Source organism: Streptomyces sp. NPDC088794 (assembly GCF_044750545.1).
In the GTDB taxonomy this organism is placed as follows: domain Bacteria; phylum Actinomycetota; class Actinomycetes; order Streptomycetales; family Streptomycetaceae; genus Streptomyces.
The window spans coordinates 99682-126220 of the sequence record NZ_JBIVKB010000001.1 but is presented as its reverse complement, the minus strand read 5'-3'; the positions used below and the strand labels follow the sequence as shown (position 1 = coordinate 126220).

27 protein-coding genes are annotated in these 26539 nt (G+C 69.8%); 15 read left to right on the top strand and 12 right to left on the bottom strand.

The window, feature by feature from the left end; all coding sequences use genetic code 11:
* Positions 1–46 precede the first annotated feature (46 nt).
* A complete protein-coding gene (locus tag ACIP6U_RS00565; RefSeq protein WP_401710775.1) occupies positions 47–649 on the bottom strand; it encodes a CGNR zinc finger domain-containing protein in 603 nt (200 codons plus the stop codon).
* Between the two features lie 171 nt (positions 650–820).
* Here ACIP6U_RS00565 and ACIP6U_RS00560 point away from each other — a divergent pair, with 171 nt between their 5' ends.
* On the top strand, positions 821–1819 hold the full coding sequence (locus ACIP6U_RS00560) for a zinc-binding alcohol dehydrogenase family protein (protein WP_401710773.1): 999 nt from the start codon (positions 821–823) through the stop codon (positions 1817–1819).
* Positions 1820–1883: 64 nt separating this feature from the next.
* Here the strand turns inward: ACIP6U_RS00560 and ACIP6U_RS00555 are convergent, their stop codons facing one another.
* Positions 1884–2378: an FBP domain-containing protein gene (locus ACIP6U_RS00555; protein ID WP_401710770.1), complete on the bottom strand. Its 495-nt coding sequence runs from the start codon at positions 2376–2378 to the stop codon at positions 1884–1886.
* A 95-nt stretch (positions 2379–2473) separates the two neighbouring features.
* On the opposite strand from ACIP6U_RS00555, the gene ACIP6U_RS00550 reads away from it, so the two are divergent.
* Positions 2474–3361, top strand: coding sequence for a DUF3626 domain-containing protein (locus ACIP6U_RS00550; protein WP_401710767.1), 888 nt, complete (start codon positions 2474–2476; stop codon positions 3359–3361).
* On the opposite strand, the gene ACIP6U_RS00545 is transcribed toward ACIP6U_RS00550, so the two are convergent.
* The 3 genes from ACIP6U_RS00545 to ACIP6U_RS00535 all read right to left on the bottom strand — a co-directional run bounded on the left by ACIP6U_RS00545 (position 3358) and on the right by ACIP6U_RS00535 (position 5398).
* Positions 3358–4026 carry a PAS domain S-box protein gene (locus ACIP6U_RS00545; RefSeq protein WP_401710765.1) on the bottom strand — a complete coding sequence of 223 codons (669 nt, stop codon included), beginning with the start codon at positions 4024–4026 and terminating at the stop codon, positions 3358–3360. The genes ACIP6U_RS00550 and ACIP6U_RS00545 overlap by 4 nt on opposite strands.
* A 134-nt stretch (positions 4027–4160) precedes the next feature.
* Positions 4161–4643, bottom strand: a complete 483-nt coding sequence (locus ACIP6U_RS00540; protein WP_401710762.1) for a tyrosine-type recombinase/integrase — start codon at positions 4641–4643, stop codon at positions 4161–4163.
* Between the two features lie 551 nt (positions 4644–5194).
* On the bottom strand, positions 5195–5398 hold the full coding sequence (locus ACIP6U_RS00535; RefSeq protein WP_401710759.1) for a hypothetical protein: 204 nt from the start codon (positions 5396–5398) through the stop codon (positions 5195–5197).
* Between the two features lie 150 nt (positions 5399–5548).
* On the opposite strand from ACIP6U_RS00535, the gene ACIP6U_RS00530 reads away from it, so the two are divergent.
* The 10 genes from ACIP6U_RS00530 (at position 5549) to ACIP6U_RS00485 (ending at position 16155) form a co-directional block, all read left to right on the top strand.
* Positions 5549–5803, top strand: coding sequence for a hypothetical protein (locus tag ACIP6U_RS00530; protein WP_401710756.1), 255 nt, complete (start codon positions 5549–5551; stop codon positions 5801–5803).
* Positions 5775–6290 carry a DUF6879 family protein gene (locus tag ACIP6U_RS00525; protein ID WP_401710753.1) on the top strand — a complete coding sequence of 172 codons (516 nt, stop codon included), beginning with the start codon at positions 5775–5777 and terminating at the stop codon, positions 6288–6290. Before ACIP6U_RS00530 ends, ACIP6U_RS00525 begins: the two co-directional genes overlap by 29 nt.
* 15 nt (positions 6291–6305) lie before the next feature.
* On the top strand, positions 6306–7157 hold the full coding sequence (locus tag ACIP6U_RS00520; RefSeq protein WP_401712848.1) for a helix-turn-helix domain-containing protein: 852 nt from the start codon (positions 6306–6308) through the stop codon (positions 7155–7157).
* A gap of 42 nt (positions 7158–7199) precedes the next feature.
* Positions 7200–7667 carry a hypothetical protein gene (locus ACIP6U_RS00515; RefSeq protein WP_401710750.1) on the top strand — a complete coding sequence of 156 codons (468 nt, stop codon included), beginning with the start codon at positions 7200–7202 and terminating at the stop codon, positions 7665–7667.
* A 107-nt stretch (positions 7668–7774) separates the two neighbouring features.
* Complete coding sequence (locus ACIP6U_RS00510) at positions 7775–8677, top strand: hypothetical protein (protein ID WP_401710747.1); 903 nt, start codon at positions 7775–7777, stop codon at positions 8675–8677.
* A gap of 872 nt (positions 8678–9549) precedes the next feature.
* On the top strand, positions 9550–10110 hold the full coding sequence (locus tag ACIP6U_RS00505) for a hypothetical protein (protein ID WP_401710744.1): 561 nt from the start codon (positions 9550–9552) through the stop codon (positions 10108–10110).
* 158 nt (positions 10111–10268) lie between these two features.
* The gene (locus ACIP6U_RS00500) at positions 10269–13469 is read left to right on the top strand and encodes a cytochrome P450 (protein ID WP_401710741.1); all 3201 of its coding nucleotides are present in this window, start codon (positions 10269–10271) and stop codon (positions 13467–13469) included.
* Positions 13470–13495: 26 nt separating this feature from the next.
* Positions 13496–14461 (top strand): phosphotransferase family protein, encoded by a 966-nt coding sequence (locus tag ACIP6U_RS00495; RefSeq protein ID WP_401710738.1) that lies wholly within the window; start codon positions 13496–13498, stop codon positions 14459–14461.
* A gap of 108 nt (positions 14462–14569) precedes the next feature.
* Positions 14570–15859, top strand: a complete 1290-nt coding sequence (locus ACIP6U_RS00490) for an ROK family protein (protein ID WP_401710735.1) — start codon at positions 14570–14572, stop codon at positions 15857–15859.
* A gap of 59 nt (positions 15860–15918) precedes the next feature.
* Positions 15919–16155, top strand: coding sequence for a hypothetical protein (locus ACIP6U_RS00485; RefSeq protein WP_401710733.1), 237 nt, complete (start codon positions 15919–15921; stop codon positions 16153–16155).
* Between the two features lie 59 nt (positions 16156–16214).
* Here ACIP6U_RS00485 and ACIP6U_RS00480 read toward each other — a convergent pair whose 3' ends face one another.
* Both ACIP6U_RS00480 and ACIP6U_RS00475 read right to left on the bottom strand, forming a co-directional pair.
* Positions 16215–17177 (bottom strand): SDR family NAD(P)-dependent oxidoreductase, encoded by a 963-nt coding sequence (locus tag ACIP6U_RS00480; protein WP_401710730.1) that lies wholly within the window; start codon positions 17175–17177, stop codon positions 16215–16217.
* A 318-nt stretch (positions 17178–17495) separates the two neighbouring features.
* Positions 17496–18518, bottom strand: a complete 1023-nt coding sequence (locus tag ACIP6U_RS00475) for a PHP domain-containing protein (protein WP_401710727.1) — start codon at positions 18516–18518, stop codon at positions 17496–17498.
* A 65-nt stretch (positions 18519–18583) separates the two neighbouring features.
* Between ACIP6U_RS00475 and ACIP6U_RS00470 the strand changes: the two genes are divergently transcribed.
* Positions 18584–18820 (top strand): hypothetical protein, encoded by a 237-nt coding sequence (locus tag ACIP6U_RS00470; protein WP_123996268.1) that lies wholly within the window; start codon positions 18584–18586, stop codon positions 18818–18820.
* Between the two features lie 61 nt (positions 18821–18881).
* Here ACIP6U_RS00470 and ACIP6U_RS00465 read toward each other — a convergent pair whose 3' ends face one another.
* The 4 genes from ACIP6U_RS00465 to otr(A) form a co-directional block, all read right to left on the bottom strand.
* Complete coding sequence (locus ACIP6U_RS00465) at positions 18882–20135, bottom strand: lectin (protein ID WP_401710724.1); 1254 nt, start codon at positions 20133–20135, stop codon at positions 18882–18884.
* 179 nt (positions 20136–20314) lie between these two features.
* The gene (locus ACIP6U_RS00460; RefSeq protein WP_401710722.1) at positions 20315–20929 is read right to left on the bottom strand and encodes a VanZ family protein; all 615 of its coding nucleotides are present in this window, start codon (positions 20927–20929) and stop codon (positions 20315–20317) included.
* Positions 20930–21021: 92 nt separating this feature from the next.
* The gene (locus ACIP6U_RS00455) at positions 21022–21684 is read right to left on the bottom strand and encodes a DUF4230 domain-containing protein (protein ID WP_401710719.1); all 663 of its coding nucleotides are present in this window, start codon (positions 21682–21684) and stop codon (positions 21022–21024) included.
* A gap of 119 nt (positions 21685–21803) precedes the next feature.
* Positions 21804–23669, bottom strand: a complete 1866-nt coding sequence (gene otr(A) / locus ACIP6U_RS00450; RefSeq protein WP_401710716.1) for a tetracycline resistance ribosomal protection protein Otr(A) — start codon at positions 23667–23669, stop codon at positions 21804–21806.
* 194 nt (positions 23670–23863) lie between these two features.
* Between otr(A) and ACIP6U_RS00445 the strand changes: the two genes are divergently transcribed.
* A complete protein-coding gene (locus ACIP6U_RS00445; protein WP_401710714.1) occupies positions 23864–24817 on the top strand; it encodes a ribose-phosphate diphosphokinase in 954 nt (317 codons plus the stop codon).
* A gap of 55 nt (positions 24818–24872) precedes the next feature.
* Positions 24873–26066, top strand: a complete 1194-nt coding sequence (gene tuf, locus ACIP6U_RS00440) for an elongation factor Tu (RefSeq protein WP_401710712.1) — start codon at positions 24873–24875, stop codon at positions 26064–26066.
* Between the two features lie 43 nt (positions 26067–26109).
* Here tuf and ACIP6U_RS00435 read toward each other — a convergent pair whose 3' ends face one another.
* Positions 26110–26490 (bottom strand): anti-sigma factor antagonist, encoded by a 381-nt coding sequence (locus ACIP6U_RS00435; RefSeq protein ID WP_401710709.1) that lies wholly within the window; start codon positions 26488–26490, stop codon positions 26110–26112.
* Positions 26491–26539: the final 49 nt, after the last annotated feature.

Genomic DNA, 26539 nt, shown 5'->3' with positions numbered 1-26539 from the left:
CGAAGACAGTGGGCGGACATCGGCTATGTGAGCGTCGGACCGACCTTCACCGGGTGTCGGCGGCCCGGCTGCGCGATCGGTAGCCGGCGACCTTCGCCAGGTTGCCGCAGCGCTCCATGGAGCACCAACGTCGGCGCCGGGCCTGGGAGTCGTCGAGGAACAGCAGCGAACAGTCCGGGTTCTCGCACTTCTTGACCCGCTCCAACAGGGGACCGCCCACCAGGAGTACGGCGTCCCGGGCGACCGTGGCCAGTGCAGCGCGAGCCGGGTGGCGTGCGGTCCAGTGCACGGGGCCCAGTTGGGGAGCGAGGTCCGGCCGCGCGGCCACGTCGTTGACGCGTTGTACGTCGGTCGCGTCCGGCCGGCCTCCGTCCATGGCGGCCCGCAGGACCCGGTGGATCGCCTCGCGCAGGACACGGGCGTCGGCGAGGTCCCGGGCGGTCACCCGAACCGCTTCGTCGCCCGCGGCCAGCTCCGCCTCCGTGAACCAGCGGGACAGCGCGGCGGTGTCCGGGATCCGCTCCAGCGGGGTGGCATGCCGCTTGCCGAGCGTCGCCACGAAGTCCAGGCAGGGGCGGCCGCCGATGAAGGGGAACGTGAGTGCCGGGTCGGTGGGAGCGGGATCGGCGGGTGCCGGGGTGCTGCTCATGGAGATGAGGTTACACCGAGGTACACCGGTTCATGCGGTGTCGTAGCCGGAAGTTCCCATCCGAGCGGCAGCTCTTGACACCGGTTGAAGCGGTGTCGGATGGTGACACCACTTTAACCGGTGTCAGCCGGGTGTGTGGGGACGGCTGCGGCAGAGAAAAGCAGGTGCGGTATGCGTGCGGTACGGATCGACGAGTTCGGCGGGCCCGAGGTGCTGGTGCCGGTCGAGGTGCCCGACCCCGTGGCGGGGCCCCGCGAGGTGCTGGTGCGGATCGCGGCGGCGGGCGTCAATCGCGCCGACGCGCTGATCAGGTCCGGGCGCTACCACCGGGCCGGGCGTCCGCCGTTGATACCCGGAGCGGAGGCGGCGGGAGTCGTCGCGGCCGTGGGGGAGGGGGTGACCGAACTCGCCGTCGGGCAGCGGGTGATGGCGCTGGACGGGATAGACGCCCCTGGTTTCTACGCCGAGTTGGCGGTGGTGCCAGCCGAGCGGGTGACCGTCCTGCCGGACGGTCTGAGCCTGACCGTGGCGGCCACGCTGCCCGTCGCCTGGCTCTCCGCCTGGTACTGCCTACGGAGTCTCGCCCGGGTCACCAAGGAGGACACGGTGGTGGTGAAGGCCGCGGCCAGTGGGGTCGGGACCGCGGCCGTACAGATCGCCGCCGAGGCCGGAGCCCGGGTGATCGCACTGGCGGGCTCGGCCGAAAAGGCCGCGTGGGCCGGGGAGTTCGGGGCTCAGGACGTCCTCGACACCTCCGCGTTCCCCGATGACGCGGAGGTCGACGAGATCCTGCGGCTGACCGACGGACGCGGTGCCGACGTCGTCGTGGACGCCGTCGGCGGCCGTGCGTTCGGGCGGAGCCTGCGCGAGGTGGGCCACGGCGGCCGGGTCGTCGCGCTCGCCAACGTCGCGCTGGAGCCCAGCACCGTCGACACCCGCGACTTCTATCCCAAGAACGCGGCGATCCTCGGCTTCCAGCTCACCAACCTCCAGATCCACGGCTACGACCCCCGTCCCGACCTGCGTGAACTGGCCGAACGAGTCGCCGCCGGGGCCTATCGGGTGCCGGTGGAGACCGTCCTGCCCCTCGAAGAAGCACGGGCCGCGCACGAGCGGCTGGCGAGCCGGGACAACCGGGGCAAGATCGTCCTGGCGGTGGCGGACCTCTGAGGGGCCGGTCGCCAGGTCGCCAGGTCGACGGGGTGCCGGTCGTCGGACGCGGTGCTCGCCGACGTCAGACGTACAACTTGTCGATGAAGGTCGACAGGTTGCCCGTGGTCCGGGCGATCTGTTCGTCCAGGGTCAGGCTCTCCTCGAACCGGGCGCCGCTCTGTGAGATCTTCTTGCCGCGTACGTAGAGGGAACATGCGAGGTCGGCGCACATGTACACGCCGACCGAGTTGCCGTCGCGGCCCGCCTGGCCGGCCTTCCGTGCGGTCATGAGCGAGACACCGCCGCGCGGGTGGGTCGTCAGGCACAGGGAGCACATGCTGCGGTGCATATAGCCGTGCTGTGCCGGCTGGAAGCGCAGTGTGACGCCCAAGAGCCCCGTCTCCCGCTCCATGACCAGATAGCTGCGATCGGGGGCTCCGGGATCGCGCCAGCCGAGGAAGTCCAGGTCGTCCCAAGGGTGTTGGTCGAGATCGCGGGGGACCGCGAGGCGTTTGGCCTCTCCCTTCGAGCAGTTCACAAATGAGTTGCGAATGTCGGGCTCGGTGAGTGATCTCATGAAAGGGCTCCTGGATCGGCCGGCGGGTCCCGCCGGGGAAACCTAGGGTTCCTAGGGTCTTGGCGATGGTATATAGCTTAAGCGAGGAGAAGCCAATGGATTTCGGGCACGTCGGGCCGTCGCGGGCGCGCCGGGCGCTGATGCATGTCGCGGCCCGGTCCGCGGGCCCGGCAGTCGCCCCGCACCACCGGATCACCCTGAATTTCCACCCCGACCGGTTCGCGGGCGACCTCCCCGTCCTCCTCCGGCTGGCCCAGGACGGCGCCTACCACTCGCAGTTCGTCACGGGCACCAGCAACGGCGGCCTCACCGCGCACCCCGGCGGTGACCGCTGGCGCTGGGAGAGCCGGATCTTCGGCGGTGCCTACGACGATGCCGTCCCGCACGACCGACCCGTGTACGGCGCCCTGAACTTCCGGCACCAAGTGGTGGGCGCCGCCCCGCGGTTCGGCTCCTCGCACTTCCGGCTCGCCCCGGCGGCCCTCGCCCGCGCCACGTTCTGCTACCCCGACAGCGCAGCCGAGCCGACCGACTTCGGCGTCGCCGCCGGCATGTCCCTCATCGCCCAGGCCGAGGCCGACGAGCGGGACGCCCTCGACGACTACATCGAGGCGCAGGTGCACGGCGGTGTCGACCTGGCCGAGGACGTGGAGGCCCTGGTCCTGGACGCGTGCTACCGGGACACACCGGTCGAGACCGCGGCGGAGCGCCTGCCGTGCGCGGTCGAGTGGCACCCGGGATACGTCCTGTCCGTCCCGGACCTGCGCCGGCACGCCGACTTCCGAGGTCAGGAGTACGTCGATCTCGGCACCCGCATCGCCGAGGACGGCCGCGTCGACCCACGGATCATCGGCGACGCGGCACGCACCGGCCGCTACGAACTGCAGGACCTGAAGAAGGTGTGGCACACCCTGGCTCGCTTCGGGGCGCCGGAGGGCGCGGGAACGGCAGGCCTGCCGCAGGAGATCGTGAACCCGCGCTAGCTCCCGCCCGCGTCCACCTCGCCGGCAGGCGCCGGCGGCCACACCCCCACCACCAGCACCCCCGTCGCATAGGCCCGCGCCACCAGTTCCGTCCGGTTCGCCGCGCCCCACCGGGCCGACAGTCGCCGCAGGTGATACGTGACGCCGTCCGTGGTGAGCCCGGTCTCGCGGGCCGCTCTGGCGGTGGTGGCGCCCCCGGCGAGCAGCGCCAGGATCCGGGCCTCCACCAGAGTGACCGGCGTGACCGTCGTGCCCCGGGCCGATGACTCCGCGCTCGGCTCGCGCTCGCCGAGGACGCGCAGCATCACCAGCAGGGCGGGAGTGTCCTCAACGGTGTCGCTCACCGGATCGGCCGTGAGCTCGCCGTACCGCTCGGCCCCGCCCTCCGCGCGCCACTGCACCGACACCTGGTAGCGCGACCGGTGCCGTAGTCGCAGCGCCTCCGCGATCCGTTCCACCTGCGTCGTCTCCTGCGGCCGGAACAGCTCCAGCACGTCCCGGCCGCGCAGCCGCCCCGGTGTCGTACCGCACTCCGCCGCCATCGCCGGATTGGCCAGCTGGACCATGCCGTACACATCGCACACCGCGACCGGCACCGCGACCCGGTCGAAGACCATGAGGGCACGGTTGCGCCACACCACCGCCTCGGGACGGGTCCAGTCCATTCGCACCTCCTGGGGGCTCAGCGCAAGGGCCACACGGGTCTGTCCCCTACACAATCATGTAGTGCAATCAAAGTTAAACATCCAGGTCAGAGGCTAGATTGCATGATCGACTAGCTCTGATGTCTCACGAAATCTCACACAGGGTCTGTATCGCCTCCTCCCGAACGTCGCACCATGAGCCCGGAGTCGAGGGCGTCGGCTGCCTCTCGGAGATCTTCGGGTGAGACGTGGACGTAGTGCTTCTTCGTGACGCTCACGTTCGCGTGTCCGGCCCACGCCGCGAGGACGACGTCAGGCACCTTGGCCTTGAGGGCGAGGTACGACAGGCACGAGTGGCGGGCGTCGTACAGCCGTACCTTGCGCAGGCCAAGCCGTGTCATGAGCCGGTAGGCGTGCTCCCGGAGGTGGCGCGTCGTCAGCGCGCTGCCTGCCTCGTCCGCGAAGACGTACCCGGCACCGGCGTACGGGTCTCCGCTGGTAAGGCGTTCGGCGTCCTGCACTACCCGGGCGGCGGCGAGAGCGCCGTACGCCAGGTCGGGCAGCGGCAGGAGCCGGTTGCCCGCCTCTGTCTTTACGCCCTTCTCGATGACCGTGGAGGGCACACCCTTGCGGGACATCAGGGTGCGGGTGTCGCCGACCTCGACCGTACGGGCGTCGAGGTCGATGTCGTCGTCGCCGGGCGCAAGGCCTCAGTGCCGATCTGGCGGGACGGCATCCCCGTCATGGTCCGCCCCCTGCCCGCCTAGCCCGAATGAAGAGCCAAACGATGTGGACCGAAAGCGAGAGCGGAGGGGGCCTGGGTCCCCATCTGGCGCCCGATCACCCATCAATCGATCCCCCCGCTCAACCTCTCAAACCCGCGTCAGACGCCCGTACAGTCCCGCGAGTTCGGTCCGCCGGCACTCATGCGACAGCCCCACCGTGGCGGGGGCTGTCTTGGTCGGTACCGGTCACTGCGCCCATGGGCCGCCTGCGTCACGCCATGCGCGGTGCAGGCTCTCGGCCTCCTCGCAACTCGTCTCCGGGTTCCTGCACGCCTGGCATGCAACTCCGTGATTCAGGAGTGCGCGGTACGCCGTTTCCACGGCGGTGAACGTCTGGCTGTCGGCCACAGCTTGAAGATGTCCGGGGCCGCTGCCAGCGTCCCGCCACTCCCATCGCACGCCGCTCACGGCCTGCCGCCGTGGTGATCGGAGTGCGCGCGGATCTCGACGTTGCAGTCCGAGACCCGGGACATGTTCCCTGCCGTCCGTGCCTCGGCTCTCTGTTTGCCGAGGGCGCGACAGACGTCGCATCCCTCGACTGCCACGGGTTCCAGCTGGGGCAGCGGGAGGTGCACCGCTGCCGCCATGGTGGTCGTTGTCGTCGCCATGTCCCGACGCTAGGGACGGCGGAGTCTAGCGATCCAGCAACTTGCATGGGCTTGCACGACAACCATCTTGGCAGGCTGCACCCTTGACGTTTCCAGGGCAGCGCACGACGCTCGTGCAAGTCTGAGCAAGTAGCCGACCGGGGAGGCACAGTGGCTGTGGAGTTCGTCGGCATCGATCCTGACACCGATCGTGATCATTGCCCTACCGTATGGGCGGACACCGAAGCGCAGGAGGTTCTTGTGCAGGGCTGGCTGCCGGACGCCGGGACGCAGGCAGCGTGCGAAGCGTCGTCCCCGGCAAATGGGCCGGTGCCCGACACCGAGGCCATCGTCCGGATCCCCGCCCGGATGATCCCGGCGATCCGGGAGGCATGCGATGCCCTCGAACGTACCCACGTTCGCTGAGCTGCTTGCCGAGTGCCAGCACTCGGCGGTGCACCTCGAACTACGGGACGGCTATGCCCCGACCGACCGGTTCCGGGCATGGCAGCACGGCGAGCGGATCGACTGGGAGGACCGCGCGTCGTGGTGGGATCCCTACCTTCAGACGACCGCTGACACGGTCGCTCGCGGCGTGGTCATGAGACGTGCCCGGATCGTGTCGGAGCCGGTGAGTGAGTACATCCGGTGGGAGCACGCCATGACGCGGGAGCTGGTCGAGGCGGGCGAGGTGGTGCGTTGGCTGCCGCGTCGTCGTACGGCGGATCTCTCGTTGCCGGGCGTCGACTTCTGGCTGTTCGACGGCCGGTTGGCCCGGATCCACCACTTCGACGGTGACGGGGCCGTCGTCGAGGACGAGTTCACGGAGGACCCGGCGCTGATCAAGCACCTCGCCGACTCCTTCGAATCCGTGTGGGAACGCGCAATCCCGCACGACCGGTACAGCGTCTGATTGATCGGCCAGTTCATGTCTCCGCACCCGTCGGCCAGCGTTCAGCAGGCGCGTGAAGCTCTCGCCGCCCGCCTGCGGGACGTCCGCTTGGACGCAGGGATTTCGAAGCGTGAGCTGGCCGTTCGCTGCGGCTGGCACGAGTCCAAGAGCAGCCGGATCGAGAGCGCCCGGACCCCGCCGTCGGACGCCGACATCCGGGCATGGTGCACGGCGTGCGGCGCAGACGGCCAGGCGCCGGATCTCGTCGCCGCCAACCGGCAAAGCTCCGAGATGCACGTCGAGTGGCGCCGCCTTCAGCGCACCGGGCTGCGCCAGTTGCAGGAGTCCGGGGCGGATCTGTATCAGCGGACCAGGAACTTCAGGGTGTACACGTCCGATGTGATCCCGGGATTCCTCCAGACGCCTGGCTATGCGACCGCGCTCCTGAAGTCGATCGCCTCGTTCCGGGGTACGCCGGATGACGTGAGCGAAGCCGTTCAGGCCCGCATACGCCGCAACTCGGTGGTGCGGGAGGGTGATCACCGGTTCGCGATCGTCCTGGAGGAGTCGGTTCTGCGGCACCGGATCGGCGACGCGGAGACGATGGCGGGTCAACTCGGTCATCTGCTGGCGGCGATGACGATGCCGGCGGTTTCGCTGGGTGTGATCCCGTTCGCGGTGCAGCGCACGGTGTGGCCGATGGCGACGTTCACCGTATTCGACGGCGCGCGGGTGCACGCCGATTCCCTGGATGCCGCATCCACGCATGTGCAGCCCAGCACGGTGGAGCTGTACATGAAGGCGTTCGACCGACTCGCTGAGGGTGCGGTGTACGGGGCAGCGGCGCGTGCCGTGATCACGAGTGCGCTCACTGCCTTGGCCGACTAGCGGAACGGATCTGTATCGCGGTGCAGGTCTACCCTCCAGGTCATGACCGCCCTTGTCGTGACCCTGGCTTCGATCGCCGCCGCCCTGGAAGCCGGTGGTCTCCTGCTCACTGTCCGGGACATCCACGCCGCCCGCCGTCGTCTCGCCGACTACCTTCAACGCCGCTCCGTCACGTACGCCTCACTGGGCCTCGCGGCGACCTCGGAGATGGCGATGGATCTCATACCGCAGAACCAGACCCTGGAGCAGCGCCTGACCGCCCTGGAGGCCTGGAAGCGAGGCCTGCCGGACGAACTCGCCCACCGTGAACGGCAACTGAGCGACCGTATCCGCGGCGACTACACCGGAGCCCTCACCGCCTCGGAGAAGACCGTCGGGGACCAGCTGGAGGGTGTGCGTGAGTACCTCCAGGGCGCCGACGAGCACCGGTGGGTGTCGTACCGAGGTCCGGCGATCCTCGGCTTCGGTATTGCGGTCGGACTCGCGGCCAACATCCTGTCCGCCATCTGACCCTGGGTCAGTCGCCTGGTCACGAACCGGATTCACTACCTGAAGAACGCCTGCCCTGATAGGTAGTCAGGCGCTACGCTGCCGCCCTTGAGTGCCTGGGGGGACAGATGGCAGAAGGCAAGAAGCTCTCATCAAAAAAGCGGGACTCTCAACTACGCGGTATATCTCTCGCTCATAAAAGACGACGGGCTGCGGAGCGTAGAGCGATAACGCTTCGGGAACTGAAAGCTGTTGGCACTTTAACGATTGGCCTCGTCGTTGGGGTCGCCGCAACCTTCTTCGTCGCGCACGGCCAGAATGATCAGAGTACGGAGATCAACCCCCAAGTAGCGTTTGTGGTTTTGGTCATCGGGGCGTTGGCGGCCATGATGTTCTTAGTTCCATGGCTCATCGAACAGCGCAGGTACTTGCGTAACCAGAACGACGCCTTCGACCAGCGTCTCGAAGCAGAACGGGACCTGCACGCCAAAGCCTTGGAGAAGTTGAGGCTCGCCAGCGAACTCGAAACTCTCATGCAGTTGAACCAGGACCAGATCAAGACCTACCACGACATCGTTACCGAGCAAGCGGACAAGTCATTCAAGTCCTCTCGGACCGCCATGCGGGTCGGCCTTTTTCTTCTCGTGTGTGCTGCTGTTGGCGGCGCCTTCGTACCCCTGGAACAGGTGCGTTGGTTCATCGGCGCTCTCGCTGCGTTCAGCACCCTCTTGTCCGGTTTCCTCAGCAAGACCTACCTGACCCTGTACAAGGAAGCGATCGGTCAGTTGAACCGGTACTTCGATCAACCGGTATTGAACAGCTACTATCTTGCCGCCGAACGCCTCATCGTAAAACTCGGCCCCGAGAGCCAGGACGAGGCTCGGAAACAAGTCATTGACGAGATGCTCATCAACAGCGGGCGCATGGGTAGCAAGGGGGAGTCGCAGAAAGAAGAGGCTCCGAAACGCAGCCCGAAGAAGCGGACCACGAAGAAGCAGTCCAGTTCCATGAACGGCACCCCGCAGGCGTAGCCGGTCAGTCGTGGGGGTGGCTGTGCCCATGCGCCTCGTCGGCCCGGTCGGCGAGTTCGTGCGTGAGGCGGTCGATCTCCTCGGCCTGGTGTCCATCGCGGGGCGGACGTAGTTCCAGATCGAGTCGGCTCCGTCGTCGAACGCCACGCTGATCACGCCGTTCGGGAATGTCGACGGACTTCCCGCCCTGGCTGTCAACCACCGCAGCGACGGGCGGTGCCCTTTGTATGCAGGTGCCCGAGAATGCCTGTCTTATTCGCCAGGTTGAGCGTCATACCGTCTCTGATGCAGTGAATTCCTGCATTCAATATTACCGTGATCGGCATGGGATGTCTTGAGGTTCTTGCAGGTCAATGTGGCCGAGAGGTGTTATGCCCTTTATGTCTGAAGTCTTATAAGGCTGAAAAAAATTACACGCATTGCGCGAGTGTGCGCGCCAAGATCCAAAAGATTCTTAGGTAATTTTTGAGCAAGGAAATTCTTTACCGTGAAGTTGACCGGAAGGGTTGACGAAAGGCGATCGACTATTCAAGTACCTGAATTCCCCGCTAGAATGTATGGAGAGAATTCAAAGCGCGTCTATGTCGGAAAGGGATTGCCGTGGCGGCCGACTCCAGCCATATGAACAGCGTCCGCGCCGCATACGAAGCGTTGGCTCAGAACATGGCCATGAGCGCCAGCCGTGCATACGTCCGTGCCCTGACCGAGCACCAGGATGCCGCCCTCGCCGGTGACCCCGACGCCTCCCGTGTCATCCGCGAAGCGCACGCCCTGCTCGCGCAAGCCGCACCCCCAGTTGGCCGAGCAGCAGTCCACCGCCCCCGTCGTCCGGCAGGAGTTCTGCCGCCGGTCCATCGCCTGAAGGAGCACACGTGATCACCGAGCAGGACATCGAGCAGGCCGAGGCACGCGTCACCGAGATGCGGGAGCGGGGCACCCGGTTGGCCATGGCCAACCGCGAGGAGACCGCGGACGCCATCCGGCTGGAGGTCGGGCGCCTGACCGAACTGCGCGATGCCAAGGAGCGTCAGGACCACGCGCTCAAGGCCCGCAAGACGGCCGAGCGCCCCCACCTGCCCGAGCTGAAGAAGCTGAACGCCGAACTGTCCGACTCCGCCGAGACGGTCGACAGGGCGCGGCAGGAGGCGGCTCAGGCACTCGGGAAGCTGATCGCCGCCGTACGGGGTCACAACGACAGCATCGGCGCGGTGCACGCCCGTCTGGCGGCGCTCGGTCTGCCGCTCGCCGACGAGTCGGTCGACTGCTACGAGACGGGCCACGGGAGTGCCGGCGTGCTGCGGGCAAGCGGCACCGTATTGGCGCCGATCCCTGCGGACACCCTGACGCTGTACGTCGTGTCCCAGGTCATGGCAGCCGAGTTCGGCCCGAAGTATCCGCAGCGCGGGTACAGGACGCCCGGATCCACAGCCTGAGCCACTGACCTGGACGTTGAGTGGTCCTACGGACTCACACAAGTCCTGTTGGACACTTTCGACTGCACAATCATGTAGTGCGGCAGCACAGGACCCGGCCCCACCTGGACCAACCTGGATCGCAGTACTCCCGTACCGCGAAAGGCAGTTGTCGCGCCATGCCCCCCACCGCGCTGCACCCCCACACACCCCGGTCCACCGACACCCACCCCGGCGTCCCCGTCGTCGACATCACCGCCACCGGACCCGGACACACGCCGATCCAGCAGGTCATGGCTCTCATGCGGGAGCACGGGCCCGTGCTGGTGCGGCGGCTGCACGGGCGGGAGACCCTGTTCGTCGGTGATCTCGATCTGGTGGCCGACCTCGCCGACGAGAAGCGGTTCGCCAAGCATGTCGGGCCGGCCCTGGAGAACGTCCGGGAGTTCGCCGCCGACGGGCTGTTCACGGCGTACAACGATGAGCCCAACTGGGCCAAGGCGCACGACATCCTGATGCCGGCCTTCGCGCTGGGCTCGATGCGCACCTATCACCCCGTGATGCTGGAGGTGGCCCGTCGGCTCGTCGCCTCCTGGGACCGGGCCGCCGGCGCCGGGCAGGCGGTGAACGTGCCCGACGACATGACCCGGATGACCCTCGACACCATCGGCCTTGCCGGGTTCGGCTACGACTTCGGGTCGTTCGGGCGGGACGAGGCGCATCCGTTCGTCGAGGCGATGGTCCGCTGCCTGGAGTGGAGCATGAACCGGCTCGCCCGCACCCCGGGCCAGGACCACTCCGCCGCCGACGCGGCCTTCCGGGACGACGCCGACTACCTCGCCCAGGTCGTCGACGACGTGATCGCCTCCCGTACCGGCACCGATCAACCAGACGCCGACGACCTGCTCGGGCTCATGCTCACCGCCCGCCACCCGGCCGACGGCAGCACGCTCGACACCGCCAACATCCGCAACCAGGTCATCACCTTCCTGATCGCCGGCCATGAGACGACCTCCGGCGCGATGTCCTTCGCGCTGTACCACCTCGCCAAGGACCCGACCGCGCTGCGACTCGTCCAGCGCGAGGTCGACGCGCTCTGGGGCGACCAGGCGGACCCCGAGCCGACGTACGAGGAGGTCGGCAGACTGACCTACACCAGGCAGGTGCTCAACGAGGCGCTGCGGCTGTGGCCGACGGCCGCCGCCTTCAGCCGGCACGCGCTGGCCGACACGCTGCTCGGCGGGCGGATCCCGCTGCGCGCCGGGCAGGCCGTCACCGTGCTGGCGCCGATGCTGCACCGGCAGCCCGTCTGGGGCGACAACCCCGAGCTGTTCGACCCCGCCCGGTTCACCCCGGAGGCGGAGGAGGCGCGCCCGGTGCACGCCTTCAAGCCCTTCGGTACCGGTGAACGCGCCTGCATCGGGCGGCAGTTCGCCCTGCACGAGGCGACCATGCTGCTGGCCATGCTGGTCCACCGCTACCGGCTGCACGACCACGCCGACTACGCGCTCCAGGTGAAGGAGACCCTCACCCTCAAGCCCGAGGGCTTCACCCTGACGCTGACTCCGCGCACGTCCGCCGACCGGCCGCACGGCCCGCTGCCCGGCGTAGCTCCTGCGGCTTCGGAAGCCGTCTCCACCCCGGATGCCCTTCCCGCCCGCGTCCGCCCCGGCACCCGCGCTCTCTTCCTGCACGGCAGCAACTACGGCACCTGCCGCGAGTTCGCCGCCCGACTCGCCGACGAGGCGGCCGAGTTGGGCTGCGAGACGGAGGTCGCGTCCCTCGATGCCTTCAGTGCCGGCTTGCCCACCGACCGGCCCGTCGTCATCACCGCCGCCTCCTACAACGGCCGCCCCACCGACGACGCCACCGCCTTCGCCGCCTGGTTGGAGGACATCCACGACCTGACGGATGTCGACTACGCCGTCCTCGGCGTCGGCGACCGCAACTGGGCCGCCACCTACCAGCAGTTCCCGACCCGGATCGACGAACGCCTCGCCGAGTTGGGCGCCGTCCGGCTGATCGACCGCGGCGCCGCCGACGCCTCCGGCGATCTCACCGGCGCGGTACGGGAGTTCACGACCCGGCTGCGCACGGCACTGCTGGAGAAGTACGGCGACCCGGACGCCGCCGCCGCCCCTGCCGGCCATGATCCCGCGAGCGCCTACGAGGTCCGCACCCTGACCGGCGGTCCCCTGGACGCCCTCGCCGAACGGCACGGACTCGTCCCCATGACCGTCACCGAGGCCCGCGACCTCACTGCCCCCGGACACCCGCGCCGTAAGCGCCTGGTCCGCGTGGCCCTCCCGGCCGGCACCGCCTACCGCACGGCCGACCACCTCACCGTCCTGCCCGTCAACGCCTCGGCCCTCGTCGCCCGCGCCGCCACCGCACTCGGCGTCGACCCGGACGCGGTCCTGGACATCCGCGCGACCCGCCCGCGCCGCGACGGACTCGCCGTCGACCGATCTTTGACGGTACGTCAGCTGCTCGCGCACCACGTCGAGTTGCAGGAGCGCCCGACCCCGGCGCAGGCGGCCGCGCTCGCCGCCGCGAACCCCTGCCCGCCCGAGAAGACCGCCCTGGCCGCCCTCGCCGGAGACGACCCGCGCACCCTCGTCGAGGTGATCGAGGACCACCCCGCGCTGCGCTCCGCCCTGACCTGGCCCCAGCTCCTGGAGATCCTCACCCCGCTGCGCCCCCGCCACTACTCCGTCTCCTCCTCGCCCGCCGTCGACCCCACCCACGTCGACCTGATGGTGTCCCTGTTGGAGGCCCCGGCCCGCTCCGGCAACGGCGTCTACCGGGGCACGGGGTCGGGCTATCTCGCCGACATCGAGCCCGGCGACACGCTGTACGCCCGGATCCAGCCCTGCCGCGAGGCCTTCCGTATCGATTCCGGCGACACCTCGACCCCGCTGATCATGGTGGCGGCCGGCACCGGCCTCGCCCCCTTCCGCGGCGCCGTCGCCGACCGCACGGCCGCCCGCGCCATCGGCACCGAACTCGCCCCGGCGCTCTGCTACTTCGGCTGTGACGCGCCCGAAGCCGACTTCCTGCACGCCGAGGAACTGCGCGCCGCCGAGACCGCCGGAGCCGTCTCCCTCCGCCCGGCCTTCAGCGCGGTTCCGGAGGGTGGCGTGACCTATGTGCAGCACCGCATCGCCGCCGAGGCCGACGAGGTCTGGGACCTGCTCGACGCCGGGGCCCGTGTCCTGGTCTGCGGCGACGGATCACGTATGGCACCCGGTGTACGGGACGCGTTCCGTACCCTGTACCGCAACCGCACGTCCGGTGCGGACGGAGCGGCTGCCGACAACTGGATCAACGGGCTGATCACGGACGGACGGTACGTCGAGGACGTGTACGCCGGCGGCTGAACCGAACGGGGAGGGGTGGGCGCACAGTGACGGACACCTGGGAGCGGGCCCGACACGTGCTGGAGGCGGCCGGCATCCCGCCCGAGCGGCTCGCCCGCCTCACCCCCCTGACCGGCGGCACCTACAACTCCGTCGAGGACCTCCGCCTCACTGACGGCGCCCGCTACATCCTCAAGGTCGCCCCCGACGCCGAAGGCCTGCGCCACGAGCGCCGACTCCTCGTCTCCGAAGCGGAGTTCTACGAGGGGGCGGCGCACGTGGACGTACCGGCCCCGCGGGTCGTGGCGGCCGGCAGGCCGTGGCTGCTCATGACCGTCTGCCCCGGCGAGCCCTGGGGCGACTCGCTCCACGCGGACGAACAGGTGGACCTGCGCACGGAGTTGGGCCGTCTGGTGGCCCGCCTGCACCGCGTCACAGGGCCGGGCTTCGGCTATCCGTCCGGCGCCCTCGGCCCGCTCGCCCCCGACTGGCGGGCGGCCTTCACCGGCATGCTCGACGCCGTCCTCGACGACGCCCGCCGCTACCGGCCCCGACTGCCCCGGCCCGTCGACGAGATCGCCCGGACGCTGCGGACCGCGTACGACGCGCTCGACGAGGTCACCGTCCCGAGCCTGGTCCACTTCGACCTCTGGCCGGGCAACATTTTGGTGGACCGTTCGACGCCCTGGGCGAGCATCGGCGGGCTGATCGACGGGGAGCGCATGTTCTGGGGCGACCCCCTCGCGGACTTCGTCTCATTGGCGCTGCTGGGTGACATCAGGAAGGACGAGGCGTTCCTCGCGGGCTACCGGGAAGCGGGCGGCCGGGCCGAGTTCGACGTCCCCGCACTGCTGCGGCTCGCGCTCTACCGCGCCTACCTGTACCTGATCATGCTGACGGAAGTGGTCCCGCGCGGCGGGGACACCGGACCCGACAGCTGGGTCCAGGAAGCGGTCGCGCCGGAACTCGTGGCGGCGCTGGACCATATCGAGGAGCTGTCCACCAGGTCCTGACTTTCCACTCGTCTTACCTCACTACGTGAACTAAGGGTTGTCAGAAAGTCGCGCAGGCCCTGTCCCGAGGGGTATGTTGCAGGTCGAACCGGGTTAGAAGGGAGCCACATGGCGGGGCGCAACGGGCGAACGGTGCGGGACCTCAGGCGGGCCAACCGCACGGCCGTGCTCCAGCGGCTCTACTTCGACGGACCCCTCAGCCGTTTCGAGCTCGGCCCGGCCACCGGCCTCAGTTCCGGTTCGGTGAGCAACGTGGTCGCGGACCTGATCGCCGACGGACTGGTCGAGGAGGCCGGCAGCGTCGACTCCGACGGCGGCCGCCCCCGCACCCTGCTGCGGGTCGCTCCCGGCAGCGGCCACATGATCGGCGTGGACGTCGGCGAAACCCGGGTGCGCATCGAGCTGTTCGACCTCACTCTCACCGAACTCGCCCGCGCCGAACGCCCGTTGGCGAAGCAGCGCTACGAGGTCGAGGTGATCGTCGGCCACATCCGCGACGGCGTCGACGAGGTGCTCGCGGCCGCGGGCATCGACCCCGGGCAGCTGCTCGGCGTCGGCATCGGCGTTCCCGGCATCGTCGAACGCACCCCGGAGCAGGGGGCCGTCGTACACGGGCAGACCATCGGCTGGGACGCGGTCCCGCTGGAGAGCCTGCTCCGCTCCACGTCCCAACTCCCGGACACCGTTCCGTACTTCATCGACAACGGCGCCAAGACCCTCGGCCAGGCCGAGATGTGGTTCGGCGGGGGACGCGGCGCCCGCAACGCGGTCGTGGTCCTGTTCGGCTCCGGCGTCGGCGCCTGCCTGGTCACCCCCGAGGTGGAGCACGGCCGCGCGGTCGAGTGGGGGCATCTGACGGTACGGGTGCGGGGGCGCCGGTGCCGGTGCGGTGCGCTCGGCTGCCTGGAGGCCTACGCGGGCGCCGAGTCGCTCCTTGACCGGTGGCGCGACGAGGGCGGCCGGCTTCCCGAGGGCACCGACGAGGAGACCGCGATGACCGCGATGCTCGCCGCCGCCTACCCGGCCGAGGGCACGGCGGCCGACCCGGTGGCACTCGCGGTCCTGGAGGAGACCGCCGAGTACCTGGGCGCGGGCCTCTCCGACCTGATCAACCTCTTCCAGCCCGAGCGCATCCTGATCGGCGGCTGGGCGGGGCTCCAGCTGGGCTCCCGCTTCCTGCCCGCCGTACGCCGGCACGCGATGTCGTACGCACTGCGCTATCCGGCGGACAAGGTGACCGTCGAACTCGGTCTGCTCGGTCCGGACGCGGTCACCGTCGGTGCCGCGATCCTGCCGCTCGCCGACTTCTTCGCCCGGGGCGGCCGACGGGTCGAGCCGGAACCCGAGGGCCCGGCCCCCGCCTGGCGCACCGCACTGGAGGACCGCGCCCCGCACTGAGGTTTCGGCCGGCGGCCGTGCAGGTACCCGCCTCCCTCGGACGACCGAAGGAGTGCACCGTGGCGGACGAAGACCACAAGGGTCAGGACAGCGGGCCCGTACCGCGGGATCTGCCCGACCAGCAGGCGCGCGAGGGTGAGGACCCCTGGGAGGCGGCCCCGGGCGTGGAGGCCTGGGGCGACGCCGCCGCCGAGGACGTACCCGATGCCGACGAGGCGGGCGCGGGCCGGCAGGGCGACCCGCGCTCCGCGACCGTCCATCCCGAGCACCCGGCGCCGGAGGAGTCGCCCGGCTGAGCCGACGCGGAGCATGACGGCGGAGGCCGCTGACCCCTGTTGTCAGACCACGAAGGTCGTCAGACCGCGAACGCGTTCACGCCGGTCAGTTCCGCCGACAGGTCCCACAGGCGGGCCGCCTGCTGGGGGTCCGTCGCCCAGGCCTTCACGCCGACCCGCTCGTCGTCCGCCGGGGCGGGCTCGGCGATGTCGCAGTCCTCCAGGTAGACGCCACCGAGACCGTTCAGCTGGGGTGAGGTGGCCGCCCATACCTGGGTGGCCGCGCCCTGCTCCGGGGACTTGAAGCCCTCCGGGTTGAGCGGCTTGCCGTTCTCGTCGATCCAGCCGCGGTCGATCATCTCCTGCTGGGGCAGGTGCCGCTGGAGGGGTGTCAGGATGCCGCCCGGGTGGAGCGAGAACGCGCGGACCCCGGCGTCGCGGCCGAGCCGGTCGAGGTGGACGGCGAACAGGACGTTGGCGGTCTTGGCCTGGCCGTAGGCCTCCCACTTGTCGTAGCCGTGCGTCCACTGGACGTCGTCCCAGCGCATGCCGGCGGCGTGGTGGCCGCGGGAGGAGACGGAGACGATGCGGGCGCCGCCGGGCTCGATCGCGGGCCACAGGCGGTTGACGAGGGCGTAGTGGCCCAGGTGGTTCGTCGCGAACTGGGCCTCCCAGCCGGGTCCGACGCGCGTCTCAGGGCAGGCCATGATCCCGGCGCTGCCGATGAGGATGTCGATGGTGCGGCCGGTGGCCAGGAAGCGCTCCGCGAAGCCGCGCACGCTCTCCTGGTCCCCGAGGTCCAGCTCGTCCACCTCGACGCCGTCGAAGCCCGCCAGGGCCTCCTCGGCGGTCGCCCTGCGGCGCGCGGGGACGACGACGTGGGCGCCCGCGGCGGTGAGCGAGCGGGTGGTCTCCAGACCGAGGCCCGAGTAGCCACCGGTGACGATCGCGAGCTTTCCGGTCAGGTCGATGTCCTTGAGGACCTCGTCGGCGGTGGAGGTGGCGCCGAAACCGGATCCGATCCTGTGCTGTGCAGTGGTCATGTCCGAAACGCTACGGATTGGAGTGCTCTCGAAGTCAAGCGGAACCCGCGCGACCGCACCGGACACTGCCGCGCGATTGCCCCCCCGGACATGGGGAAGCCCCGACCGGACGGGGGAATCACGGTCGGGGCGGTCACAGTGTGGGCGCGGATGGCGGTCGCCTCTCGGCGAAAGGCTCCACAGGGCTTCAGCCGAACGATCGTCCCTGTGGGCAAAAGGTGAGGCCCGGGGACACTGTCCCATCCACACCCACGTGTTGTTCAACGGGCAACCTCCCCGTGGTGTTCCTGCCCGGGCCCGGATCCGGGGTGACCTGTGTCACCGCTCCCGGGTCCAGGCCAGCAGCGCCTCGGCGGACCAGGTGTTCACCACCCGCTCGGCGGGCACCGCGCACTCCTCGGCCCGCGCGCAGCCGAGGATCTGCCAGTCCAGCTGGCCGGGCGCGTGCGCGTCGGTGTCGATCGAGAACAGCACCCCGGCGTCGACGGCCCGCCGCAGCAGTCGCCTCGGCGGGTCCAGCCGCTCCGGGCGGCTGTTGATCTCCACGGCCGTGCCCGACTCGGCACACGCGGCGAACACCGCGTCCGCGTCGAACTGCGACTCCGGCCGCGCGGAACCCCCGTCCCGCCCGATGATCAACCGCCCCGTGCAGTGCCCGAGGATGTCCGCGTGCGGATTCCGTACGGCGGCCACCATGCGGCGGGTCATGGCGCGGGCGTCCATCCGCAGCTTCGAGTGCACCGAGACCACGACCACGTCGAGGCGCTCCAGCAGCTCCGGTTCCTGGTCCAGGGAGCCGTCGTCGAGGATGTCGCACTCGATCCCGGTGAGCAGCCGGAACGGCGCCCAGGTCTCGTTCAGCGCCGCCACCACGTCCAACTGCTCGCGCAGCCGCTCGGGGGACAGACCACGGGCCACGGTCAGCCGGGGGGAGTGGTCGGTGAGCACCGCCCAGTCGTGCCCGAGACGGGCCGCCGTCCGCCCCATCTCCTCGATCGGGCTGCCGCCGTCCGACCACTCGGAGTGCAGATGGCAGTCCCCGCGCAGCAGCGCCCGCAGCCGTTCCCCGCCAGGAGGGCGCGGTTCGGGCTCGGCCCGCTCCAGCTTCGCGAGGTATTCGGGCACCTGTCCGGCGAGCGCCTCGCGCACCACCTGGGCCGTCTTGGGGCCGATGCCCTTCAAGGACTCCAGCGTCCCGGCGGCCGCCCGCTCGCGGACCTCGTCCGCGGGCAGGTCCGCCAGGACCCGGGCGGCGCCGCGGAAGGCGCGGACGCGGTAGGTCGGCGCCAGGGACCGCTCCAGCAGGAAGGAGATCCGGTCCAGTGCGTCCAGGGGATCCACGGCGACCTCCGAGGGGGACGAATCAGCAGGTTCGCGACTTCGGAATGAGCTCTACGCTCTATTGCATGACCGAAATCGCGAGCCCGCACATCTCCCACCCGAGGATCCTGGTTCTCGGCGTGCAGCCGGGCACACCGCCGTTCCGGATCGTGGAGATCGACGGTCTGGTGGTCGCCGAGGCGAAAGCGGTGACCGACGTACTGGAAGTCGCCGCCGTCTTCGGCATCACGGTCCATGACATGGACGATCCGGACGTGGTGCGGTGGGTCGGCGGCGACAAGTTCACCTGGCGGCTGCGCTAGGACCTGACCGGCGGATCAGGCCCCAGGAGCGGATCAGGCGCTACGAGCGATCGGCTACGGCTCAGCCGACCGTCCACTTCTGGTTGGCGCCGCCCCCGCAGGTCCAGATCTGGAGCGGGGTGCTGTTGGCCGAGTTGTTGCCCGTGACATCCAGGCACTTGTTGGCCTGTGGGTTGACGATGTCGTTCGCCGAACTGACGGCCCACTTCTGGGCGTTGGAGCCGTTGCAGTCGTAGAGCTGGACCTTCGTGCCGTCGGCGGTGCCGCCGGCGTTCACGTCCAGGCACTTGCCCAGCGCGCGGATCGTGCCGTCGGAGCCCACGGTCCACTGCTGGGCGGCGGAGCCGTTGCAGTCGTAGAGCTGTACGGCGGTGCCGTTGGCGGAGCTGCCGCCGGCGACGTCCACGCACTTGCCGGCCAGGCCGCGGATCGCCACGCCGGTGGCCGTGTCACTCGTGGTCACGGACACCGAGTCGACCACCAGCTGGGCCGGGAAGACCGTGGAGCTGTTGGGGTCACCGGGCCAGTAACCGCCGACCGCGAGGTTGAGGATCAGGAAGAACGGCTTGTTGAACGCCCAGGTGTTGCCCCCCACGTCGGCGGGTGTGCGGGTCTGGTAGACGACACCGTCGACCGACCACTTGATGGAGTTGGGCGCCCAGTCGACGGCGAAGGTGTGGAAGGCGTCGGCGAAGGCCTGGCCGTTCGACAGGGTGTAGCCGGCGCCTATGCCGGCCGAGCCGGAGTAGCCGGGGCCGTGGATGGTGCCGTGGATCGTGGAGGGCTCGAAGCCGACGTTCTCCATGACGTCGATCTCACCCGAGTTGGGCCAGCCGACCGATCCGATGTCGGTGCCGAGCATCCAGAACGCGGGCCACATGCCCTGCCCGCGCGGGACCTTCATCCGGGCCTCGACGTGCCCGTACTGCGCGCTGAACTTCCCGGAGGTGTTCATCCGGGCCGAGGTGTACTGACAAGTGCCGTACCAACACTGGTAGTTGGCCGGGTTCTCTTTCTTGGCCGTGATCACCAGGTGGCCCTGGCCGTCCAGGGCCGCGTTGTTGGTGCCGGACGTGTAGTACTGGCGCTCGTGGTTGTTGACGTTGTCGCCGGTCTCCAGCGACCACCTGGAGGAGTTGACGGCGCTGCCGGCGGCACCGTCGAAGGTGTCGTTGAAGACCACCGCGGCCGCGGAGACGTCGGAGGCGGAGACATCGGATGGATCCGCGTGCGCCGCACCGGTCGCGGCGGACGCGACCAGCACGGCGGACAAGGCGGCGAACAGGCATCTGCGGAGCAGGCGTGGGGAGGCCACGTCTCTGTCCTTCCGTACGGCGGTCGAGCACACAGGTGGGCCGACCGGGGTGGGGGGTGAAGGCGTCGCCTGTTGATTTAAGGAGTGAGAAAAGGGTGAGTCAATAGCTAGGTACGGACCAACTATCGACAATCAAGAACCCCGGACGGCTGGATTCCGTTCCCCCGCACGTCGGAGGGCTAGGCGTCCTTGGACGCCTTCGCCGACTTCTCCTTCGCGGCTTTCCGCTCAGCGGACCGCACCTTGCGCGGCCGGCGCTTGCGGGCGTGCACGACGCGGCCCATCCGGCGGCCCAGCAGGAGGTAACCGATCAGCGCGCCACTGGTGTTGAGGATGACGTCGTCGATGTCGAAGGCGCGGCCGGTGATCAACGCGCCCTGGGCGAACTCCACCAGGAGCATGACGACGGCCGTCAGCAGGAGCACGCGCAGCAGCCCGCGGGCCTTGGGGGCCAGGACGGGGATGAGGATGCCGAACGGGATGCCGAGGACGATATTGCCGCCGATCTGCTTGACGGCGTCCCGCAGAGCGGGTTGGTCGAGATAGGCCTTGAGCGAGCGGCCCGGGTGGAGATTGGTGTGCACGAGAGCCGTCGAGGCGGGCGACGGCTCCAGCGTCAGCTTGGCCAGCACGACGGCGAACGCCACCATGAACGCGAAGGCGCACAGCATCGCCAGGAAGCGGATCGGGAAGGGCACGACATGCCGTTCGACGGTGGCCGGCTGCTCCTCGCCCTCTGTCTTGGCGGAACGCAGACGCCAGCCGGCGCGCGGTCGTACGACGGTCCGGGCCATTCAGTCCTCCGGTCTTGAACGTGCTGATGTGGAAGGGCGGATACCCGCGAACCCCCCGACGATGCCGTGCGCCGACCCCGATCCGGTGCGGATCAGGATGCGAAGGTGACGTGCACGACCTTGAAGCCGAGGGAGTGCAGGAGACCTTCGAGCATGTCGGTGGTGTTGGTCTCGGCGCGCTTGGTCAGGCCGCTGTCCTTGGCCGCGTCGCCGATGTGCTTGACCGCGAGTTTCTGCACGGCCTGTTCGCTGTTGGGGTTGTCCGAGAAGAAATCGCCGAGCCGGTCGAGGAGACCGCGCTGCTTGGACACGGCGTAGGAGCGGTCCGGGTTCAGGGCGGGCTTGCCCAGGGCCGCGTGCGGCAGGTTGAGCGTGGCGGACGTGCGGTCCTCGTTGACCGTCACGTCGTCCTTGCCGACCTTGCCGAGGTCGACATAGGCGTCGACGGTGCCCGCGCCCACGTACAGCACGCGGGAGCCGCGGATCGCGTCGGGCAGGTACTTGGTGTCCTTCTCCAGGTCCACGACGACCTGGAAGTTGCCGGACGCGGCGTCGTAGCGGCTCATGTCCTGGATGGACTGCAGCAGGGTGGGCCCCGTGCGGTCGTGCGTCTCCGTGCCGAACAGGTCCTTGAGACCGGGGATCACACTCAGCGTGACCCCGATGAAGAACACCGCGATCACCAGCACTACGGCGCACACCGCTTTGACCCAGCCCGGCATCCGCCGGGACACGCGCCTGATGGGAGTCGTCATGGTGACGGCCCTCCTTCCTAGTCACCGGATGCCCCCCAAAAGCCTTGTCAGACCGCCCTGTTGCCGATTCGGGACACATGCCCGAGGCACAGGGGGCGCACCGGCGGGTGCACCCCCGTCTACCTGCGCGGGGGCAGTTCCCGGTCGCCGGAGAGCCGCGTCCACCACACGCCCTCGCCGTGGGTGAGCCCGGGCAGCGCCAGCTCGATCTCGCGCAGCCGCCGGGCCGGCAGTTCACCGGAGATCAGCCAGGAGGCGGACCCGCCCGTGGTCCCGGTGAACTCCGCCCCGCACGAGGCGAGCCGCGCGGTCACCGGCGCCAGCGAGTCCGGCGGGACCTCCGCCTCGAACGCGTGGTACGGCTCGTACAGCCGGGTCCGCGCCCGCTCCAGGGCGCGGCGCAGCACGATCGGGGTGAGCCCGCGGAAGTCGGCGGCCGTGCTGAGCGGCCCGACGAAGCCCGACCGGATCAGGGTGACCCGGTAGTCCGTGACGGCCGCGCCGGACAGTCCGGCGCCCATGCTCACGTGCACGGTCTCCTCGATGGCCTGGTGGAAGGCGCGGGGGAGGGCGCCGAGTTCCGTGTCGTAGCCGAACACCCCGCCGGTGCCCCGCGGTTCCGGCTCCACCCGGAGCCCGATCGTCGCCCAGTAGCGCGTGCGGTCGTGCCACGGCAGCTCCTCGACCGCCTCGCCGACCCCGGCCGGCCGCTCCAGCAACCGGACCCGGCCGGGTGCGAAGTCGGCCTCGATACCGAAGTCCTGGACGAGCGTCGCCCCGAGCACCTCCATCTGGACCTCGCCGTACAGCAGAAGCGCGGTGGCGTCGGGCCCGGCGGGCCTGGCATGGATCAGCGGGTCCTGGTCGGCGAGCGCGAGCAGGGCGCCGCGCAGCCGCCCGGCCTCCTCCGGACGCCTGGCCCGTACCAGCGTCTCCAGCGTGGGCGGCGCGAACTGCGGTGCGCGGTCGGTGAGTTCGCCGAGCCGGTCGCCGACGCGCACGGTGCTCACGCCGGTGAGCGCCGCGATGTTCCCGGCGGTCAGCGGACCGCTCCCGCCGATCACGTCGAGGCGGTTCACCCGCCCGGAGACCTCGACGGTCCGGCCGTCGGCCTCCCGCCGCAGGAAGGTCAGCCGCTGACGCGGTGTCACCTCACCGTCGTACAACCGCAGATACGCCGTCCGTGCCCCGCCGGGCCCCGGGCGTACGGCGAACACCGTGCCGCGTGGTGCGGTGCTCTCGGCTCCCGGTGCGGGCGGGATCAGCCGGAGCATGTTCTCCACGAGTCCGGTGACGCCCTGGCCGCCGAGGGCCGAGCCGAACAGGACCGGGTGGAACGAGCCGTCGGCGGTACGGGCGGCCAGGGCCTTGCGCAGGTCGTCCGGGGTGGGCGCGGGCCCGTCCACGACCGCCGCGAGAACGTCCGGGTCCACCTCGGCGAGCGCCTCGGCCAGCCGGGGATCCCCCGGCGGACGGGCGGTCACGCGGGCGTCTGCGGTGCCGATGCCCGTCACGTCCGCGAGCGGTGCGACGTACGGCGTCAGTCTGCGCCGGATGTCGGCCAGCAGGCCGTCGGCGCGGGCGCCCGCGCGGTCGATCTTGTTGACGAAGACGACGGTGGGCAGCCGGAGCCGGCGGAGGGTGCGCATGAGCACCCTGGTCTGCGCCTGGACGCCTTCCACGGCGGACAGCAGCAGGACCGCGCCGTCGAGGACCTCCAGGGCGCGCTCGACCTCGGCGATGAAGTCGGAGTGGCCCGGGGTGTCGATGAGGTTGACGCGGGTGTCGCCGACGGTGAAGGAGGCCACGGCGGAGCGGATGGTGATGCCGCGCCGGCGCTCGATCTCCCCGTCGTCCGTCAGGGTGTCGCCGGTGTCGACGCTGCCGAGCCGGTCGATCGCCCCGTGGTCGAAGAGCAGGCGCTCGGTGAGGCTGGTCTTACCGGCGTCGACGTGGGCCAGGATGCCGATGTTCAGGGTGTGCATGCGGGGTCGAGTCCTCAGGAACCGTGGGCCTATGGGGGCACTGGTGGATTCCGAGGAGTCGGCGCATGGGAGCTCCTGAAGCCGGGGAGGGCGGACCGGACCATCCTGGCCCACCACCGGTAGCGGCCCGCAACAGGTTTTTCGAGGTCAGTAGCATGAGGCGACCCCCGGATCGATCATGCGAGGAGCGGACCGTGCGAGACATCTCCGTGTTCAGCGGCAGTGCCCACCCCGACCTGGCGGCGGAGGTCTGCGCGCATCTCGGGGTGCCGCTCAGCCCGACCCGGGTCAGCCGGTTCGCCAACGACTGTCTTGAGGTACAGCTCCAGGCCAACTGCCGGGAACGGGACGTCTTTCTGATCCAGCCGCTGGTCAAGCCGGTCCAGGAGCACCTGGTCGAGCTGCTGTTGATGTGCGACGCGGCGCGCGGGGCGTCGGCGGGGCGGATCAGCGTCGTCATGCCGCACTACTCCTACGCGCGCTCCGACAAGAAGGACGCGCCCCGCATCTCGCTCGGCGGCCGCCTGGTCGCCGACCTGCTGGTGGCGGCGGGCGCCAGCCGGGTGCTCGCCATGACCCTGCACGCACCGCAGGTGCACGGCTTCTTCTCGGTCCCGGTCGACCATCTGCACGCCCTGCGTGAACTGGCCGTGCACTTCCGGCAGTACGACCTGTCCCGGACCACCGTGGTCTCCCCGGACCTCGGCAACGCCAAGGAGGCCGCCGCGTTCGCGCGGTTGATCGGCGCCCAGGTGGCGGCCGGCGCCAAGCAGCGGTTCGCGGACGACCGGGTGTCGATCAGCTCCGTCATCGGCGATGTCGCGGGCCGGGACGTCATCGTGCTGGACGACGAGATCGCCAAGGGCAGCACGGTGCTGGAACTCCTCCAGCGGCTGCGGGAGTTGGGGCCGCGCTCGATCCGAGTGGCGTGCACGCACGGCCTGTTCGCGGACGGGGCGCTCAAGCGGATCGGCGAGCAGCCGGACGTACTGGAGATCGTCTGCACCAACACCGTGCCGGTGCCCGAGGAGGAGCGCACGGAGAAGCTGCGGATCCTGTCCATCGCGCCGGCCCTCGCCGAGGCCGTGCGGCGCATTCACAACGGCGAGTCGGTCAGCGCCCTGTTCGACGCGCCGCCGAACGAATAGACATGAGGGAGTGGAGCGACGCTCGGCGGCACACCGAAGCTCAGGAGGGGTTGCAGTGGCCAAGGCGAAGTTCGAGCGCACGAAGCCGCATGTGAACATCGGCACCATCGGTCACATCGACCACGGCAAGACGACGCTCACGGCGGCCATCACGAAGGTTCTGCACGACCGGTTCCCGGAGCTGAACCCGTACACGCCGTTCGACCAGATCGACAAGGCCCCCGAGGAACGCCAGCGGGGCATCACGATCTCGATCGCCCATGTGGAGTACCAGACCGAGCGCCGGCACTACGCGCACGTCGACTGCCCGGGCCACGCGGACTACATCAAGAACATGATCACCGGGGCCGCCCAGATGGACGGCGCGATCCTCGTCGTCGCGGCCACCGACGGACCGATGCCGCAGACCAAGGAACATGTGCTGCTGGCCCGGCAGGTGGGGGTGCCGTACATCGTCGTCGCCCTCAACAAGACGGACATGGTCGACGACGAGGAGATCCTGGAGCTGGTCGAACTGGAGGTGCGGGAGCTGCTCAGCGAGTACGAGTTCCCCGGCGACGACCTCCCGGTGGTGCGGGTCTCCGCGCTCAAGGCCCTGGAGGGGGACCCGGAGTGGAGCGCCTCCGTGCTCGAACTCCTCGGCGCCGTCGACGAGTTCGTGCCCGAGCCGGTGCGGGACGTGGACCAGCCGTTCCTGATGCCGATCGAGGACGTGTTCACCATCACCGGCCGCGGCACGGTCGTCACCGGCCGGATCGAGCGCGGCACCCTGCACGTCAACCGCGAGGTCGAGATCATCGGCTTCCACGACACCAGGACGAAGACCACCGTCACGGGCATCGAGATGTTCCGCAAACTGCTCGACGAGGGCCGGGCCGGCGAGAATGTCGGACTGCTGCTGCGCGGGGTCAGGCGCGAGGACGTGGAGCGCGGCCAGGTCGTCATCCAGCCCGGCTCCGTCACCCCGCACAAGGACTTCGAGGCGCGCGCCTACATCCTGTCCAAGGACGAGGGCGGCCGGCACACGCCCTTCTTCGACAACTACCGCCCGCAGTTCTACTTCCGCACGACCGACGTGACGGGCGTGGTGACGCTGCCCAAGGGCACCGAGATGGTCATGCCGGGCGACAACACGACCATGAACGTGCAGTTGATCCAGCCGATCGCCATGGAGGAGGGGCTGAAGTTCGCCATCCGTGAGGGCGGGCGGACGGTCGGTGCCGGTCAGGTCACCAGGATCCTCAAGTAGCCGCGCCCGTAAGGGAAAAGCCTCGCTCCAGGGAAGGGCCTCGCTACACGGAGCCGGACGTGGCCTCGGGCTGGCCCAGGGCCGCGTCCAGCGTGGCGTGCGGCGGCAGCAACCGGGTCAGCCCGGTGACCCGCATGACGCGCAGGGTGAGGGCGTGCGTGCAGACCAGGCGCAGCTCGCCGTCGTGGTCCAGGGTCCGGGTGCGGGCCCGGTACAGCAGCCGCAGCCCGGAGCAGTCGAAGAACTCGACGCCCCTGAGGTCGATCACCAGCCGGACGTCCGGGCGTGCCGTCACCCGGTCCAGATACGGGCCGATCTCCACGGCGGCGGCGATGTCGATCTCGCCGCGCAACTCCACCACCGTGTGTCCGCGGTCCTCGTGCACACGCAGATGGCGGGTGGGCGGCGCAGGTTCCTGCTGCACGACGACATCGCCTCCAACCTGCTCCGACTACGGCGGGGACCGCAGGCCA

Coding starts and splice junctions, on each gene's coding strand:
- ACIP6U_RS00565 (WP_401710775.1), bottom strand. CDS start 649: ATGAGCAGCACCCCGGCACCCGCCGATCCCGCTCCCACCGACCCGGCA.
- ACIP6U_RS00560 (WP_401710773.1), top strand. CDS start 821: ATGCGTGCGGTACGGATCGACGAGTTCGGCGGGCCCGAGGTGCTGGTG.
- ACIP6U_RS00555 (WP_401710770.1), bottom strand. CDS start 2,378: ATGAGATCACTCACCGAGCCCGACATTCGCAACTCATTTGTGAACTGC.
- ACIP6U_RS00550 (WP_401710767.1), top strand. CDS start 2,474: ATGGATTTCGGGCACGTCGGGCCGTCGCGGGCGCGCCGGGCGCTGATG.
- ACIP6U_RS00545 (WP_401710765.1), bottom strand. CDS start 4,026: ATGGACTGGACCCGTCCCGAGGCGGTGGTGTGGCGCAACCGTGCCCTC.
- ACIP6U_RS00540 (WP_401710762.1), bottom strand. CDS start 4,643: ATGTCCCGCAAGGGTGTGCCCTCCACGGTCATCGAGAAGGGCGTAAAG.
- ACIP6U_RS00535 (WP_401710759.1), bottom strand. CDS start 5,398: ATGGCGACGACAACGACCACCATGGCGGCAGCGGTGCACCTCCCGCTG.
- ACIP6U_RS00525 (WP_401710753.1), top strand. CDS start 5,775: ATGCCCTCGAACGTACCCACGTTCGCTGAGCTGCTTGCCGAGTGCCAG.
- ACIP6U_RS00520 (WP_401712848.1), top strand. CDS start 6,306: ATGTCTCCGCACCCGTCGGCCAGCGTTCAGCAGGCGCGTGAAGCTCTC.
- ACIP6U_RS00515 (WP_401710750.1), top strand. CDS start 7,200: ATGACCGCCCTTGTCGTGACCCTGGCTTCGATCGCCGCCGCCCTGGAA.
- ACIP6U_RS00510 (WP_401710747.1), top strand. CDS start 7,775: ATGGCAGAAGGCAAGAAGCTCTCATCAAAAAAGCGGGACTCTCAACTA.
- ACIP6U_RS00500 (WP_401710741.1), top strand. CDS start 10,269: ATGCCCCCCACCGCGCTGCACCCCCACACACCCCGGTCCACCGACACC.
- ACIP6U_RS00490 (WP_401710735.1), top strand. CDS start 14,570: ATGGCGGGGCGCAACGGGCGAACGGTGCGGGACCTCAGGCGGGCCAAC.
- ACIP6U_RS00480 (WP_401710730.1), bottom strand. CDS start 17,177: ATGACCACTGCACAGCACAGGATCGGATCCGGTTTCGGCGCCACCTCC.
- ACIP6U_RS00470 (WP_123996268.1), top strand. CDS start 18,584: ATGACCGAAATCGCGAGCCCGCACATCTCCCACCCGAGGATCCTGGTT.
- ACIP6U_RS00460 (WP_401710722.1), bottom strand. CDS start 20,929: ATGGCCCGGACCGTCGTACGACCGCGCGCCGGCTGGCGTCTGCGTTCC.
- ACIP6U_RS00455 (WP_401710719.1), bottom strand. CDS start 21,684: ATGACGACTCCCATCAGGCGCGTGTCCCGGCGGATGCCGGGCTGGGTC.